We start from the raw sequence: 15,395 nt of genomic DNA, 5'->3' as shown, positions 1-15,395 counted from the left end.
CTATTCAAAAGTTTCCAGTGATAGTTTGGTGCCATCAAATACCCCATAAGTATAATAAGAAATCCAATCGCCCAGGTTTACGTAGGTAGATGTTTCACCTAATGTTATTTCAAGAGGTAAATGCCTGTGCCCGAACACGAAGTAATCGCAGTGCGTTTCTTTTAGTTTTCTTATCGAATATTGCACGAGCCATTCTTTGTCTTCTCCCAAAAAGTGAATGTCCTCCTCCCCTGATATTAGTTTGTTATTTATGGAGAAATATTGTGCTAACTTAACTCCCAGATCGGGGTGTAACCAACGGAAACACCATTGCGCTAACCGATTTGTGAAAAGTTTCTTCATTCGCTTATAACCTTTATCACCAGGCCCCAATCCATCCCCATGACCAATAAAAAATGTAGTGCTGTTGATTTTGAATAGTTGAGGTTTATGATAAACGGGAATGTTGAGTTCATTTTCGAAATACCCATTCATCCAGAGATCATGATTCCCGACAAAATAGAATATAGGAATGCCTGAGTCTGTAATTTCTGCAAGCTTACCAAGGGTTCGTGTAAATCCTTTAGGAACAACCGTTTTATATTCAAACCAGAAATCGAATAAATCTCCAAGCAGGAAAATAGCCGCAGCATCCTCCTTAACTTCATCCAACCATGCCACAAATTTCTTTTCCCGGGGAAGACTTTGTTCCCATGTTGGGGCACCTAAATGGTTATCGCTGGCAAAATATACCTTTTTACCTATTGGAACAGAGATGCTTTTCATTTAGTGTAAAGATACATAATGCAGCCTAGTTATCACCGGCATGCCATTCGGCAAAGGCAGTTTCTGTTTCGCGAAGTTTAATTGAATGCAATTGTATTTCTTTAGGTAAGCGGGCTTTAATTTTGCTAGCGAAATCAATTACCATATTTTCACTTGTGGGCTGGTAATCTGCAAGGATTACTTTATGCCCCCGGTCTTTTAATTCTTTTGCCAATTCCATATGAGGCGTATTTTTGTTAAATACCGTAGCATGATCAAAAGGCTCAACAATTTCTTCTTTTACTATTTTTTTTAAGTCACCAAAATCAATGACCATTCCAAGTTTAACATTGGATGTATCCGTAATTGGAATTCCTATTACGGTAACCGAAAGTTTATAACTATGGCCATGTACATTTCTGCATTTACCATCGTAGCCATAAAGCGCATGGCCGGTTTCAAAAGTGAATTGTTTGGTAATCCTTATTTTATGCATTCGTTTTAAATCTTCTACAAATGTATAAAATCTTTACAGGGGAGCACAGACTATTTTGTGTGGTAATATTGAGGGAGAGATGCTTATTTTTTAAATTTTCTCCTGTTTCTAATTCTATTAAAAATATATATAGCTACTACCAAAAGAGCCAGCATTGGAAAGAGAAGATCCCCATTTAGGAATTCAAAAATTTTCATACTATTATTTTTTAAGACTTTTTAATTTCTTCTTGCTAGCTGGTGAAAGGGCTAATTTACCGGAAATCTCAGCTCGCTTGGTCAATAATTCGCTCCAGGATGTAGTATCTTCCCAAAGAATCTTTTTTATAGCTCTTAAGGCTTCTGGATTATAGGATGCCAAAGATGCCATAAAAAACTCCAACTCTTTGTCCATTTCTTTAATGGAATTAAAAACCTTAGAATATAGTCCTTTTTCCTGAGCCCAATAGGCATTTTTCCATTCGGTAGGTGACAATGCCAATTCGGTAAAACCAGCGATTCCTATTTTACGTTGAACCGCAGGTTCAATCACCAGCGGCGCTATCCCAATAGAAAGTTCAGAAAGCCTTATAGCGGAAGCTTCAGAAGCAAAGACATAGTCGCAAGCAGCGACGAGGCCAACTCCGCCGCCTACTGCTTTACCCTGTACTCTTCCTATTATTGGTTGTGTACATTCTCGCATGGCATTGATAACATTAGCAAAACCGCTAAAAAAAGTTGTCCCTTCGTCTGGGTTGGATATGGCGAGCAATTCATCAAAGGAGGCACCCGCACAAAAAGCCCTTTCCCCTTCGGATCTTAATACTACAACAGAAACTGCCTCATTTGAAGAAATTTTTTTAAGCTCATCAGTTAATCGATCTAAAAGTTCTCTTACAAAAGAATTACTTGCGGGATGGCCAAATTCTATAGTAGCAGTCCTATTCTCAATTTTGGTATAAAGACTCCCGTTGGGTCTGTTTGTGCCCATTTGAATTGTTTTTTGTAAAATTAAACCTTTTGTAATAGTGGACGAAATTTTCTACGGAACTTCCATACCAGGGCACTACCTCTAATTATCATCCACAAGGTAAGTGCAATCCAAATTCCTTGCAGACCAAAACCGAAGACTTTACTTAAGAATAACAAAGGAATAAAACCTAAAAAAGTGGCTGTCAACAGGACATTTCTGAGAAATTTCATTTCACCCAAGCCCTTAAACAAACCATCAAAAACAAAGGCAATAGAATTCATTGGCAATCCCAGGATAAGGATAAAGAAAACCGAGTAGAAGGTCTCCAGTACAATAGGGTCATTTGAAAAAAGACGTCCCAGCGGTCTGTAGAAGATAAAACCGTTCAACATTAAAAATAAACTTACCATTCCACCATATAGAGCAATTTTTTTGGCTAATTTCCACAAGGTATTGTAATCTTTAGCTCCAAGTAATTTACCCCCCATAATATTACCCGCCGCACCATAACCATCTATAAAAAAGGCAGCAAAAAGCCAAAGATTTATGGCTATAGTATGCGCTCCGATATATCTGTCGCCCAGCGCTGCAGCTTCTCGCACAGCAAGAATAAGCGTAATATTAAGTGCAATCGCACGGATAAAAAGATTGAAACTCATTAGCGCCAGGCGCCCCAACTCTCTGTGTATTGGAAATCTTGGGATAAGGCTAATATTGGTTTTTAATCGCAGTAAGACGAATGCCATTATCGCCATAACCCCCTGGGAGATAAGACTGGCCCAGGCCGCGCCTTCCAGGTTTAAAGCAGGAATTATATCTGATATACCATAAACCAGAATAAAATCTAATACGATGTTTAACAGGGCCCCTGTAATAGCTATAAGCATGGGCCAATATGTGTTTTGCAGTCCTCTGAAAATTCCCATAACGGCAAATACGAAAAGTGTTAATGGAAACCCCCAAACACGAATGGAGTAATAAGTAATACAAAATTCTAATATTTTCCCCGAGGCATTTAATAATTCAAAAATCTCCTCTACAATAAATATGGTAGAAAGCAGCAGCAATACGCTAAGAGTTACGTTAAAAAAAATGGCCTGCGCCGGTAAATTCTTAACCTCATCTAGTTTGCCTGCACCCAAATATTGAGAGATAATTGCAGATATGGCACTTCGGGTTTGCCCAAGGATCCAAATAAGCATGGACAAAAAGGAACCGACGATACCAACTGCCGCGAGTGATTCCAGGCCGTATGTTGGAATATTGCCAACAATAGCAGTATCCGTTATAGATAGTACAGGTTCCGCTATACCGGCTATAGTTGCAGGAATAGCTAAGCTATTTATGGTTTTAAAACTTACAACTGTTTTCAAAAATATAATGGATTACAATACGAGCTCATAGCAATAAAAGGGAGAATCACTTTGTTTAGGAAAATAGACATTTCCCAGTTTTTGATATCCCCTTTGTGCATAAAATTTTTGATTCCTTTTGTTTTTACTAAATGTATCGAGTCGGATAGATATATATTTATTTTCGAGCGCATAATTTTCAGCAAAATTCATTAACATTTGGGCATAGCCTTTGCCCTGGAATTTGGGGTCAACGGCAAGCCTGTGAATATATACGTTATTTTCATTTGGTGTTAGCCATTTAATAGGAACATATTCCTCATCCATATATGTGGTAATAGTTATGCAGCCTATAAGAGTATTTTCAGATTTAAGAACAAATAATTCCTTTCGGGAAATATCATTTTCAAAAGCTTCTCTGGAAGGGTATTCTTCATTCCATTGAAATATCCCTCTTTTTTCCATTTGTTTTGCGCAGGCTTTGGTAAGCCCAAGAATTTCCGGGATTTCCAGTATCTTTGCACATCTAATCATGAATAATTCATCAAATAAGTTGTAAATTTAAATTAATAATACCAAACCTTATGAAGAACATATTGGTACCCATAGGAACTTCCCCTAATGCGCATGAGACTTTACAATATGCCGTGGACTTTGCTGCGCAATTTTCTTCAAGTATTTATGTCATGGAAGTATTTTCGGCCAAGTCTGGAGCAGGGGAGTTGAAGAATATATCAGAGAAGGTGGAAGAAAGTAGTAAGAAGCATGTCAAGGAAGTTATTGAAAAGGTAGATTCCAGGAACGTAGATATGAAGATTGCCACTTATAATGGGGATTTAATAGATGGACTAAAGGAAATAGACAAAGAACTTGGGATAGATCTTATTATAATTGCCCCCAGGTGCAATGATATTAAAGAGGAATTATATCTGGGACATACTACAGGGAGAATTGTTAAAAGAACAGATATTCCAACCTTAATTGTACCAAGAGGTACTATTTTTAAGCCTATTAAAAATATTCTAACAGCATTTAAATCTGGAATTTTAACCCAACGGAGAATCCTTGAGCCATTAAAAATTATAAAGAAGAAATTTAAATCAAAAATAAATTTACTCCTTGTAAAGACTCCGGGTTATTCAGATGAAGACCTTAAAATAAATACTTCTCTTATGGATTTGTGTTCTCAATTAACGGTTACGGAGCATGCCACAACTTATTTAGGAGTTTTAGAACACTTTCAATCCACAAATCCTGATTTGCTTTGTGTATTCAGAAGAAAACGAGGATTTTTTAAAAATTTATGGGAGAAGAATGCGGTTCTAAAATCTGAGTTTTCAGTACGTATTCCTGTTCTTGTATTAAGTGTTAAGAAGGACTAGAGAAGATAAAATTTATTCGGAGGAATTTTGAAACTTATTCAAAAAGTAGTTCCTTTGACATTCCTTAAAAGACGGGGGATTAGCTCAGCTGGCTAGAGCGCTTGCATGGCATGCAAGAGGTCACCGGTTCGACTCCGGTATTCTCCACAAAAACCCTCCTTCAAAGTACTGTAAGAGGGTTTTTTTATTTTATTATCTAGGTCTTTTAATGTTTAAGTGAGCGCGGATAATTAACTAAAGAAATTTCAATTGACATGATAGATATAACAGGTAAAGTTGCCTATATAACAGGCGGTTCAAAAGGGATTGGTCTTGGAGTGGCGAAGAAGTTACTGGACTCGGGGTGTAAGGTTGCAATCAGCGGCAGAAACAAATCAAGCTTGGATGCAGCTCTACGGCAATTAGGTGCTGGACCAAATGTTATGGCGCTTGTTAGTGATGTCACTAAACTTGACAATGAGCATAAGGCTGTAGCTCAAATTATTCAAAAATGGGGAAAGCTTGATGTAGTTCTGGCCAATGCCGGACTTGGGCGTTTTGCTCCGGTAGATGAATTATCTGAAAGCGACTGGCATCAAATGATTGATACTAATCTTAACGGCGTATTTCATACTTTAAAGGCATCCGTAGATGCCCTAAAAGACTCAAAAGGATATTATATAACTCTGGCCAGTTTGGCCGGGACCAATTTTTTCGCAACTGCGGCTGGATACAATGCAACAAAGTTTGGTGTTGTTGGTTTTACCCAGGCGGCGATGTTAGATCTCCGTAAATATGATATTAAAGTATCTACCATTATGCCCGGTTCAGTAGCAACTCATTTCAATAATAATGAACCTTCCCAAAAAGATGCCTGGAAAATACAACCGGAGGATATAGGCGAGCTGGTGGTTGATCTGCTAAAAATGCATCCGAGAACCCTACCCAGTAAAATAGAAGTGAGACCCAGCAGACCAGACAAAAAATAGTGACTAATCTTCTTTAGCAATAAATGGGACTGCTGGATTTGCAATTTCCTGAATTAGTTTAACCAACTGTTCCTGAAATAGATCGAGGGTATCTTTGGTTATGTTGAAATCCTTTTTTGAGGTATTCCTGCTATTTTTTGTTGAAAAATAAAACGGGCCAGATCTCAAATTCTTGAAGGAAATAATTCCTGCACTCATTTTTTCAATGGGATTAATAATTTGATACATGAAAGAATAACAGAGCAACTGAAATGCTTTGCTACGATCATAATTTTCGATGATTTCATCCCATAAAACTACTTCTACATTAGAGCTAAGAACACTCCCGGTCTTATAATCAATTATTCTTAGTATGCCATCCTTTTCATCAATCCTGTCTAATGTTCCTTTTAATATAACAGGAGTATCTATCCCCGGTACATCTATATCAACTGACAGATCTTTTTCAAGTGCTATTATTTTAATAGTATGGTGTTTAATGTTTTCTATTTCTTTTAAAATGAAACCATCTATATAAGCGACGATAACATTAAAGGCAATAAGGTTTTTTCCTCTTGAAATATCCTCTTCTGCATAAGTTTTCAGAAGTTCATGTTTAACTGCGCCTCTTATTTTAGGTCTTTGTTCCTTTAGCTTACCTTCAGTCAGATAAGCACCAAGGAATGGCTCATATAAAATTTCCATAGCCTTGTGTAAAATAGTCCCAAAGGTTTTTGAAGCAATAGTCTCCTCAACTTCAAGAGTTTCTTCTAATTTTAAAATCTTTTGCTTGTAAAAATTAATAGGGTTTTTAATATAGTTTGTCAGTGACGAGGGAGAAAGTCCTTTTTTAAAAACAGCGCTTATTTTACTCATAATATCGGTATCCTTTTCAATAGAAACCGGTGTATTAAGTATTGAATTTATCTGAGGAACCGCAATTTTCGTTACTATGTTTTCTATGTGATGTTCATCTGTAAGTAATTGTGAAATAAACCTGCTTTTTTCACCTCCTTCAATAACATCAGGTTCAGTATTGTAGATAAGATAGATGTTTTTGGCTCGTTGTAACAATCTGTAAAAATGATAGGTATAGACGGCATCTTTCTCTTTGTAGGCAGGTAAACCAAATTCTCTTTTAATATCGAAAGGAATAAATGAGTTATTGGTCTTACCTGCCGGAAGGATACCTTCATTTACCGATGTAATTATTACAGTTTCAAAATCAAGATTTCTACTTTCCAACATCCCCATGATCTGTAATCCTTCAAGAGGCTCGCCCCTAAAATTTACTTTTTCTATAGATATCAACTCCTTAAATATGCTCTGTAAAGCCTTTAAGTCATTTAAAAATGGATATTCGCCAGAAAGCATTTTTAGCTCATTAAACAAAGTATAAAAGTGATATAAATATTCCAGTTCCAAATGGTTTTCCTGTAGTTGAAATTTGCTTTTTAAGAGTTCAATAAGTGCGATAACATTGTTTAGAAAATGGGAAGGTTCTGCATTTTCGTATGAAAACAGGAGCATTAATCCTTCTGTTGTTTCAGGAAAGATTGATTTTAATTTAGAAGGAGTTATATAAATCCAATTGCGTTTATTTACTTCCGCTTTTATGCCATTAACTATATTTTTGTCTTCTGAAGAAAGAATCTTCTGAACATATGGATGAACCAAAAATGATAGCAGGTTTTTATAAAACCAACCCTGTGAATCTAATTGGATATAAAGGTCGAAGAGTTGAGTAAACATGCCGGCAACAGGGGTTTTATCTAAGGGATACCCCATGGTGATATTTACCTGATTTATTTCAGCCGGAAGCGAGTTTAATATGGGATTCAGTAGTGTTTCATCTCCCAGGATAACAGCGGTATTTTTAATTTGATTTGGGTCCTTTTCATTCAGGTGTAATATCAAATCGCCAACATACTTTGCCTGTGATACATTTTTAGGCACACCGGTAATTTGGATATTTTTTGTGGTGCTATAATATTCACTTAATCCCTTTAGCGAGTGGTTTTTAAAATAGCCCCATTCCTTTTGGTATTGACGAATAAAAAACCCCGCATCATGAACTTTATCTTTCAGAAAACAGTTGTCTACATCCCAATAAATATCGCTGTTACCTTCTTTTAAAAATTCTTTAATAATAAATACTTCTGCTGTATTCAAAGCATTGAATCCAATAAAAACGTGCTTTTTATTTTTTGATGTATTAATGTAGTCAGATAGGTTATTACATGCTTCTTTATAAACCAATCCCTGATGGCCCGAACCATTTTCTAAAAGATTTTTATTAAAGGCAGTATGTAATTCTTCAAGATTATTCCAAAAGCTGAGATAATCTTCTATTAATTTGGTTTTATTGGGTTTCAGATGCCATTGGTTCATTTCCTGGATAACTGATAAGTATGAAAAAAGCTTATCAGGAGGCACCAGGTACCTGTCAATTTCATTGAAATCCTGCAATAGAATTTGACCCCATTTTGAAAAGGAATAAAAACTTTCCTTTTCTTCACTCCCTATATTTAAATAGGCATTATATAATTCAAATAATTGTTGTGTATTGGTTGCATAGAAAAGACCCGAAATCATTTCAATAAATGATTCAATGCTATAGATTTCCGGGGCAAAAATTGTCTTACGGACAACTTGGGAGATGTTATTTTTAAGGAAAGTTCCTGCACGTTTACCAGGAAGGATAAAAACAAGATTATCAAAAGAATCATTCTTTTCCCATAATTCTTCTGCAATCTGATTTAAAAAACTTTGCATTTTTAAAAATAAAAAAAGCTCCGCATTTGCGGAGCCTTTTTCTAATATATTAAGTTCTAATAAATTATTTACTGTCTAATCAAGTTAACTTCAACTCTACGATTCGTTTTCCTTCCGGAAGCGGTACCGTTGTCAGCTATTGGTTTGGATTCACCATATCCTGTAGCTTCTAATCTGCTGGAAGCAACCCCGTTTTCAATTAAGTAATTCATAACGGAATAGGCTCTTTCTTCAGAAAGTTTTTGGTTTAATGCTTCACTTCCTACACTATCAGTGTGTCCGTCTATAGTAAACCTAGCCCAAGAATATTCATTTAAGATAGCTACAATATTATTCAAGACTTCTGCAGAGCGATCTTTTATAGATGCTTTACCAGTATCAAATAAAATAGTCTTAGCATAATCGTTTAATGTTTTACGAACAGCTTCGGTAACTTCAGGACAACCTTTGTTTGCAACAGTTCCTACTAGATCTGGACATAGATCATCTTTATCTAAAATACCATCACCGTCTCTGTCTGGCCATGGGCATCCGTTGTTTTCAGCAGGACCTGCTTCATTAGGACACTGGTCATCTTTGTCAGCAATACCATCACCGTCTGCATCTGGGCAACCAGCTAAAGCAGCTAAACCAGCTTCATTTGGACAAGCATCATCTTTATCAGCAATTCCATCGCCGTCAGAATCAGGACAACCATTCAATTCTTTAGGACCGGCTTCATTTGGACAAGCATCTTTGCTGTCTTCAATTCCATCACCGTCAGTATCAGGACAACCATTGAATGCTTCTAAACCAGGTACTTCTGGGCAAGCATCATCTTTGTCATAGATTCCATCTCCATCTGTATCAGATCCACCAAATTTTATGGAAAGTCCCAACATATGTTGGAAATGTGGAAGCAAATAGTCTTCAAAAGAGTGCTTATACTGTGTTTGAAGAGTGAAACCAATGTTATCGTTCATCCAAACATTGGCACCTATACCACCATTAATAGTACCGGCTCCAATATCAGCAACCCAGCTATAACCACCTCCAATTTCAACGAAGGGATCAATAGTTGTGTTTTTTATAAAATTGTATTTAATAGTTCCATCCAAGCCATAGTAAGACAAGTCGTCAACTTGAAGGTCACCAATTTTCTTAATACGGTTTAAAGAACCTCTAACGCCAACGGAGATACCATCACCAACGTGACGCGAAATTCCAACATAAGAGATGGATGGCAGGATGTTCCAGTGATCATTGGCATTAAAGAATTGACTACCGAATGAACTTACTTTACCTGTTGGATAAAAGTCAACTGCGTTTACTCCAAATCCAATTTGCCAAGGATTATCTTCATCTTGCGCTTGTATGCTGTTAGAGGCCAATACTAATAGGCCAACAACTAATAATCTGCTAAGCTGTTTCATGTTCAAAATTTTAAGTTTAAGTGTTTATTTAGCTGCAAATGTAAGTTGTTAAAAATTATTAACAAAATCAATTTCCTATTTTTTTTAAGGCTTTTTTAAGGTTTAAACTAAGATTCAGATAATTTTTAACTCTCTACCTACCTTTATAAAAGCATTGATGGCTTTGTCTAAATGCTCAATTTCATGAGCGGCAGATAATTGCACCCGTATTCTCGCCTTATCTTTCGGAACCACGGGATAAAAGAAACCAATAACATAAATACCATTTTCGAGCAACATATTTGCCATTTTTTGTGATAATTTGGCGTCATAGAGCATTACAGGTACTATTGCTGAATCGCCATCAATAATATCAAACCCGGCTTTTTGCATTCCTTTTTTGAAGTATTTTGTATTTTTTTCCAACTTATCTCTTAAAGTGGTATCCGTTTCAAGCATTTCAAATACTTTAATAGAAGCTCCAACGATTGCCGGGGCAAGTGAGTTTGAAAATAAATATGGCCTGGATCGTTGCCTTAACAGATCAATGATCTCTTTTTTACCGGTTGTATAACCGCCCATTGCACCGCCTAATGCTTTGCCCAGCGTTCCGGTAATAATATCTATCCTGTTCATTACCCCTTTTTCCTCCAAAGTACCTCTCCCGGTTTCCCCTATAAACCCGGTTGCGTGGCATTCATCTATCATTACCATGGCATCATATTTTTCTGCCAGATCACATATTTTATCCAATGGTGCCAATAAGCCATCCATAGAGAATACACCATCTGTAACAATTATTTTAAAACGGGCCTTATCTTTATTAGCCTGTATTAATTTAGTCTCCAGATCAACCATATCACTATTGGCGTACCTATATCGCTTGGCCTTACATAATCTAACACCATCAATTATCGACGCATGATTTAGGGCATCTGATATAATTGCATCCTCTTCTGAAAACAATGGTTCAAATACACCACCATTGGCATCAAAAGCTGCGGCATATAATATGGTGTCCTCTGTACCATAGAATTTAGCAATTCTGTCTTCCAATTCCTTGTGGATATCCTGGGTGCCACAAATAAAACGTACTGAAGACATTCCAAAGCCATGGCTATCAAGGGTTTCTTTGGCTGCTCTGATTACTTCGGGATGAGCGGATAAACCTAAATAATTGTTTGAACAAAAATTTATTACTTCCTGTCCGCTGGAAACTCTAATCACTGCTCCCTGAGGCGAAGTAATTATGCGTTCTTCTTTATAAAGCCCTGCGTCTTTTATTTCCTTAAGTTCTTCTTTTAAATATTCTTTAATTTTTCCGTACATAATTAATTAATAAATTCTGGTGTAATTTTTTTATCAATATAGACTATTATCTTATTTTCAACTAAATATCCCATGGTTTTCAGTGCATCGGCATAGGTGTATAATTGTTCATAATATTTTTGAGCTTTTTTCCCGGTTTTATAATCAATTATTGTGACCTTGTTATTATTAAATACCATGCGATCCGGTCTCAAAATTAGGCCATTTTCTGTTATAATTTCACTTTCATTCTTAACGTTATTTTCGGTTGTAAAGAATGATTTCAGTTTGGGATGCCAAATGATTTGTTGTACAGTTTCTTTTATTTGAGCCCCCTCTTCAACTTTAAGATCTCCTTTTCTGATCATATGGGTAATTGAGGGGTCAATATCGCTCTCGGTTTTAATAAGTCCCAGCGCATAGTGTATTACATTCCCTTTTATAATTGCTTCTTCTCTTTTGCTGTCCCAAAGATTACCAGACTGGGTAATGATATTAAAATTGGCATCATTCTTTTGAGTACAGATAAAAGGAATATGAGGTTGCGCTTTGGGGAGGTGTCGTTCTTGTTCCTTTAATTCAGCTGATCCAAAGGAATATCTGACTTTGTTTATATCCCAAACTCCTTGTGCTTTTAAAAAGTGGATAAATAATCCGGAATAGTTATCCAATCTAAATTCATTCTTAGCATTAAGCAGCATTTCTGTTATTATGATCAGCCTATCGACAGCGCGTGTAAGTGCTACATATAGCAGGTTAAATGCATCCAATTCGAGTTTATGTTGTTCTTCTTCATAAATTGTTTTGGCTGTTTCCCCATAATGTAAAACTTCTGATTTCTTATTTATCAGTACTTCCTTAAATTCTCCAAAATCCTCAACAGGCAGCCACAATTTGGGTTCTAGTTCGTCATAAATTTTAGTGTTGGCAAAAGGGTAAATGACAATTGGAAACTCTAATCCCTTTGCCTTGTGTATAGTCATTATCTGCACGGCATCTAAATTTTCGGGAGCTACAATACTCAGCCTCTCTTTCTTCTTTTCCCAATGGTCTAAAAATGAAGTGATACTGTTATCGTCCCTTTGTTCAGAATCTATGACTTCATCCATAAAGTAAGTCAGGTAAGCATCTGAATGCTCAACCAGCTTAAATTGTTTTATTGCGTATTCCAGCCCATCATATAAAGAGGTATACCTTATTTGTTCCATGTTAAAGTTGAAATCCTCTTTTAGTAGAGATGGCAAATCGTTTATATATTTTTGAATAAACTCATGTTTGTTTTCTCTGTTTGAGGCAAGAAAATATAGAACCTCATAGCAAATTTCTGAATCCTCGGGTGCGTTAATGTGCTTTAATAAATTGATTAGAAAGTTGACTTTTGGATTATTCTTCAGCAAAAGCGTCTCAGAAGAAATTATTGGAATATTTTGTTCTATAAGAAAATCGGCTAAAATTATACCATGCTTTCGTTTTCTGGTGAGAATACATATGTCAGCATAATTATACTTATCGACGCTTGCATCTTTAATTGCTCTCAAAACCTCGTTACAATACTCTAAATCCTTATTCTCCTTGGGCATTTTAATAAAATTCAAATCTACATACCCACCTGTTTTTTTATTAAAATCTTGTTTATTTCCATCTGTAAAAAGTGAATTGTATTGCGGACTGGTAAGGAAAGGACTGGTAACTGTAAAAAAGGCGTTGTTGAATTTTACAATCTCCTCTCGGCTTCTATAATTTGTTTCCAGTGTTCTGATATGTGGTTCTACCACAAAAGGATTTGTTTCTTTGTTAATCAGGTTCAGGAATTGTTCAGCGCGTCCACCACGCCACCTGTAGATGGCTTGTTTTACATCGCCAACCAATAATAAGGTCCCCATATTGCCCTGTTCATCTTCGCTTTCGAGTGCATTACTTATTAAAGGAACGAGATTCTCCCATTGCATTCGTGAAGTATCTTGAAATTCATCAATAAAGTAATGACGGTATTTTTCGCCCAATCGTTCATAAATATAGGGTGCGGGTTGGTTACGTATTTCATCTGAAATAATCGTATTAAATGAGGATATTGGTATCTGATCCCGTTCTGACTGAATTGTTTTAATTTCTTGTTGGATGGCATTTAAAACCGTTAATGGCACAATATTTAAATAAGCATTCCGTAAAAAGGCTCTATCGTAGATCCTTTTTTTAATTTCTAAAAAATATTTTTGAAGGACGAATACCAATTCCGTATTAGGCGCCTGAAATCCTGATTTAAAAATTTTACCTTCCTTTAGATTATTTTCTAATTGGTTATTGTAAAGTTTAGCAGGATTAAATTCCAAATCACAAATTTTAGTAAAATGGTTGGGCAAGGTTTTCCTGGGAAATACTTCCAAATCAATACCGGATTCGGCTATTGTTTCTGTAGCTTGCTTTGCCAGGTCTTTAACTTCATCCTCTATAAGGGTGACTTTTTTTTGAATTAATTTTTTGAGGGTTAAAAAATCCTGAGGACTTTTATTTTTTAATAGGTCAAGATGATAAGATTGATTTTCCTCAAATAACAATTTACCCATTTTAGTAAGGTCGTACGCTATGTCCCAGCTTTTATCGTCTTGAATTTTTTCCAAAGCAAAGTCGATCAGAACTTTTGTTAAAACCTTATCCGTTCCGGCTTTATTTATTAACCGGTCAATTCCTTCTACTAATAAAAGGTCTGTATCCAATACAACTTCAAAATTTTGAGGAATTTTAAGGTCTTTAGCAAAGGTTCTAATAAGTCGGTGTGTAAATTTATCGATGGTCGATATATCAAAAAAAGCATAATTATGAAGGATTTGCTTTAATGTGATGTTAGCCCTTTTTTGTAAATGATCATATTCAATATTTAGATCCTTAGCTAATAATTGAAATAAGGTGGAAGTTTTTTCAGGATTTTCAGGATGACTAAATTCGAAAAGACTATCAAGAATGCGACTTTTCATTTCGTTGGCAGCCTTATTGGTAAAAGTGATTGCTAGGATTTGATTAAAACTATTTGAATTTTCTGTAGAGAGTACAATTTTCAGATATTCTTGTACCAGTTTAAAGGTTTTCCCCGATCCGGCCGAAGCATTGTAGATATTAAATGAGTTGCTCTGCACTAATTTTTTGTTGCAAATTACATAATCTTAAAGAGTTCTTAACAAATAATTAGGCCAATATATATGTTAAATAGAGTAACTTTGAGTGACTCTAATTATTAACTTAAAACGTTTAGAAATGGCATTTGAATTACCAAAACTACCATATGCATATGATGCATTAGAACCTTATATTGACGCAAGAACTATGGAAATACACCATACAAAGCATCACAATGGCTACACTACGAATCTTAACGCAGCCATTGAGAACACAGATCTTGCAAATAAATCTATTACGGATATATTGAAAAATTTAGACATGTCCAATCTTGCGGTCCGCAATAATGGAGGAGGCTATTACAATCATTCCTTATATTGGGAAATAATGTCCCCTGATGGCGGAGGTGAGCCAAGCGGAGACCTTGCTGCAGCCATCAATCAGGCCTTTGGTTCTTTTGATGCCTTTAAGGGAGTTTTCAGCAAAGCTGCAGCGACAAGATTTGGGTCTGGTTGGGCTTGGCTTTGTGTACATAAGGGAGGCAAGGTAGAAGTTTGCTCAACACCAAATCAAGATAATTCATTAATGCCTGGAACCGGATGTGGAGGCCACCCAATTTTGGGACTGGATGTTTGGGAACATGCCTATTATTTAAATTATCAAAACAGAAGGCCAGATTATATTAGCGCTTTTTTTAATATTATCAACTGGGATAAAGTTGCTGAGTTGTACAGTTCAAATATGTAAGAACAAATTAGACTTTAATCCAAAATTTATTTGAAATTAAACCTCCTTAATTAATTAAGGGGGTTTTTTTATTCCATAGAAAAGGGCGGAGAAGCCTCCACCCTTTTCGTCCCAAATCTTACCATAAACTTAACCTACTTATGCTATGGCAGTACTAAATTACTGGTATTGTGAGAAATAACAAAGAAATT

At 35.9% G+C, this 15,395-nt stretch carries 12 protein-coding genes and 1 tRNA gene; 4 read left to right on the top strand and 9 right to left on the bottom strand.

The features are described from left to right. From Q0874_RS02290 to Q0874_RS02270, 5 genes are all read right to left on the bottom strand, one after another. Positions 1–765: a UDP-2,3-diacylglucosamine diphosphatase gene (locus Q0874_RS02290; RefSeq protein ID WP_299158856.1), complete on the bottom strand. Its 765-nt coding sequence runs from the start codon at positions 763–765 to the stop codon at positions 1–3. 25 nt (positions 766–790) lie between these two features. Further along, positions 791–1,240: a 6-carboxytetrahydropterin synthase gene (locus Q0874_RS02285; protein ID WP_299158853.1), complete on the bottom strand. Its 450-nt coding sequence runs from the start codon at positions 1,238–1,240 to the stop codon at positions 791–793. A gap of 201 nt (positions 1,241–1,441) precedes the next feature. After that, a complete protein-coding gene (locus Q0874_RS02280; RefSeq protein WP_299158850.1) occupies positions 1,442–2,209 on the bottom strand; it encodes an enoyl-CoA hydratase/isomerase family protein in 768 nt (255 codons plus the stop codon). A 20-nt stretch (positions 2,210–2,229) separates the two neighbouring features. Further along, on the bottom strand, positions 2,230–3,564 hold the full coding sequence (locus tag Q0874_RS02275) for an MATE family efflux transporter (protein ID WP_299158848.1): 1,335 nt from the start codon (positions 3,562–3,564) through the stop codon (positions 2,230–2,232). Positions 3,565–3,576: 12 nt separating this feature from the next. Beyond that, a complete protein-coding gene (locus Q0874_RS02270; protein WP_299158846.1) occupies positions 3,577–4,077 on the bottom strand; it encodes a GNAT family N-acetyltransferase in 501 nt (166 codons plus the stop codon). Between the two features lie 50 nt (positions 4,078–4,127). Between Q0874_RS02270 and Q0874_RS02265 the strand changes: the two genes are divergently transcribed. The 3 genes from Q0874_RS02265 (at position 4,128) to Q0874_RS02255 (ending at position 5,893) form a co-directional block, all read left to right on the top strand. Beyond that, entirely contained in the window at positions 4,128–4,925 is a 798-nt protein-coding gene (locus Q0874_RS02265) for a universal stress protein (RefSeq protein ID WP_299158844.1), read from the top strand. 73 nt (positions 4,926–4,998) lie between these two features. Continuing rightward, positions 4,999–5,072 (top strand) — tRNA-Ala (locus tag Q0874_RS02260). 107 nt (positions 5,073–5,179) lie between these two features. Beyond that, the gene (locus Q0874_RS02255; RefSeq protein WP_299158841.1) at positions 5,180–5,893 is read left to right on the top strand and encodes an SDR family oxidoreductase; all 714 of its coding nucleotides are present in this window, start codon (positions 5,180–5,182) and stop codon (positions 5,891–5,893) included. A 3-nt stretch (positions 5,894–5,896) separates the two neighbouring features. Here the strand turns inward: Q0874_RS02255 and Q0874_RS02250 are convergent, their stop codons facing one another. The 4 genes from Q0874_RS02250 to Q0874_RS02235 form a co-directional block, all read right to left on the bottom strand. Further along, positions 5,897–8,647, bottom strand: coding sequence for a PD-(D/E)XK nuclease family protein (locus tag Q0874_RS02250; protein ID WP_299158838.1), 2,751 nt, complete (start codon positions 8,645–8,647; stop codon positions 5,897–5,899). A gap of 68 nt (positions 8,648–8,715) precedes the next feature. Beyond that, complete coding sequence (locus Q0874_RS02245) at positions 8,716–10,059, bottom strand: OmpA family protein (protein WP_299158836.1); 1,344 nt, start codon at positions 10,057–10,059, stop codon at positions 8,716–8,718. A 114-nt stretch (positions 10,060–10,173) separates the two neighbouring features. Continuing rightward, entirely contained in the window at positions 10,174–11,367 is a 1,194-nt protein-coding gene (gene kbl / locus Q0874_RS02240; RefSeq protein WP_299158834.1) for a glycine C-acetyltransferase, read from the bottom strand. Positions 11,368–11,369: 2 nt separating this feature from the next. Further along, positions 11,370–14,477 (bottom strand): exodeoxyribonuclease V subunit beta, encoded by a 3,108-nt coding sequence (locus Q0874_RS02235; RefSeq protein WP_299158831.1) that lies wholly within the window; start codon positions 14,475–14,477, stop codon positions 11,370–11,372. Between the two features lie 118 nt (positions 14,478–14,595). Here Q0874_RS02235 and Q0874_RS02230 point away from each other — a divergent pair, with 118 nt between their 5' ends. Further along, positions 14,596–15,204 (top strand): superoxide dismutase, encoded by a 609-nt coding sequence (locus Q0874_RS02230; protein ID WP_299158829.1) that lies wholly within the window; start codon positions 14,596–14,598, stop codon positions 15,202–15,204. Positions 15,205–15,395: the final 191 nt, after the last annotated feature.

This window comes from uncultured Eudoraea sp., from assembly GCF_947490415.1.
GTDB lineage: Bacteria > Bacteroidota > Bacteroidia > Flavobacteriales > Flavobacteriaceae > Eudoraea.
Note: the sequence above shows the minus strand (reverse complement) of the source record. Positions and strands in the feature narration are given on the sequence as shown.

Excerpts from the sequence above, each read along its gene's own strand:
- kbl (WP_299158834.1), bottom strand. The coding sequence starts at position 11,367 with ATGTACGGAAAAATTAAAGAATATTTAAAAGAAGAACTTAAGGAAATA.
- Q0874_RS02265 (WP_299158844.1), top strand. The coding sequence starts at position 4,128 with ATGAAGAACATATTGGTACCCATAGGAACTTCCCCTAATGCGCATGAG.
- Q0874_RS02245 (WP_299158836.1), bottom strand. The coding sequence starts at position 10,059 with ATGAAACAGCTTAGCAGATTATTAGTTGTTGGCCTATTAGTATTGGCC.
- Q0874_RS02270 (WP_299158846.1), bottom strand. The coding sequence starts at position 4,077 with ATGATTAGATGTGCAAAGATACTGGAAATCCCGGAAATTCTTGGGCTT.
- Q0874_RS02255 (WP_299158841.1), top strand. The coding sequence starts at position 5,180 with ATGATAGATATAACAGGTAAAGTTGCCTATATAACAGGCGGTTCAAAA.
- Q0874_RS02250 (WP_299158838.1), bottom strand. The coding sequence starts at position 8,647 with ATGCAAAGTTTTTTAAATCAGATTGCAGAAGAATTATGGGAAAAGAAT.
- Q0874_RS02230 (WP_299158829.1), top strand. The coding sequence starts at position 14,596 with ATGGCATTTGAATTACCAAAACTACCATATGCATATGATGCATTAGAA.
- Q0874_RS02285 (WP_299158853.1), bottom strand. The coding sequence starts at position 1,240 with ATGCATAAAATAAGGATTACCAAACAATTCACTTTTGAAACCGGCCAT.
- Q0874_RS02290 (WP_299158856.1), bottom strand. The coding sequence starts at position 765 with ATGAAAAGCATCTCTGTTCCAATAGGTAAAAAGGTATATTTTGCCAGC.
- Q0874_RS02280 (WP_299158850.1), bottom strand. The coding sequence starts at position 2,209 with ATGGGCACAAACAGACCCAACGGGAGTCTTTATACCAAAATTGAGAAT.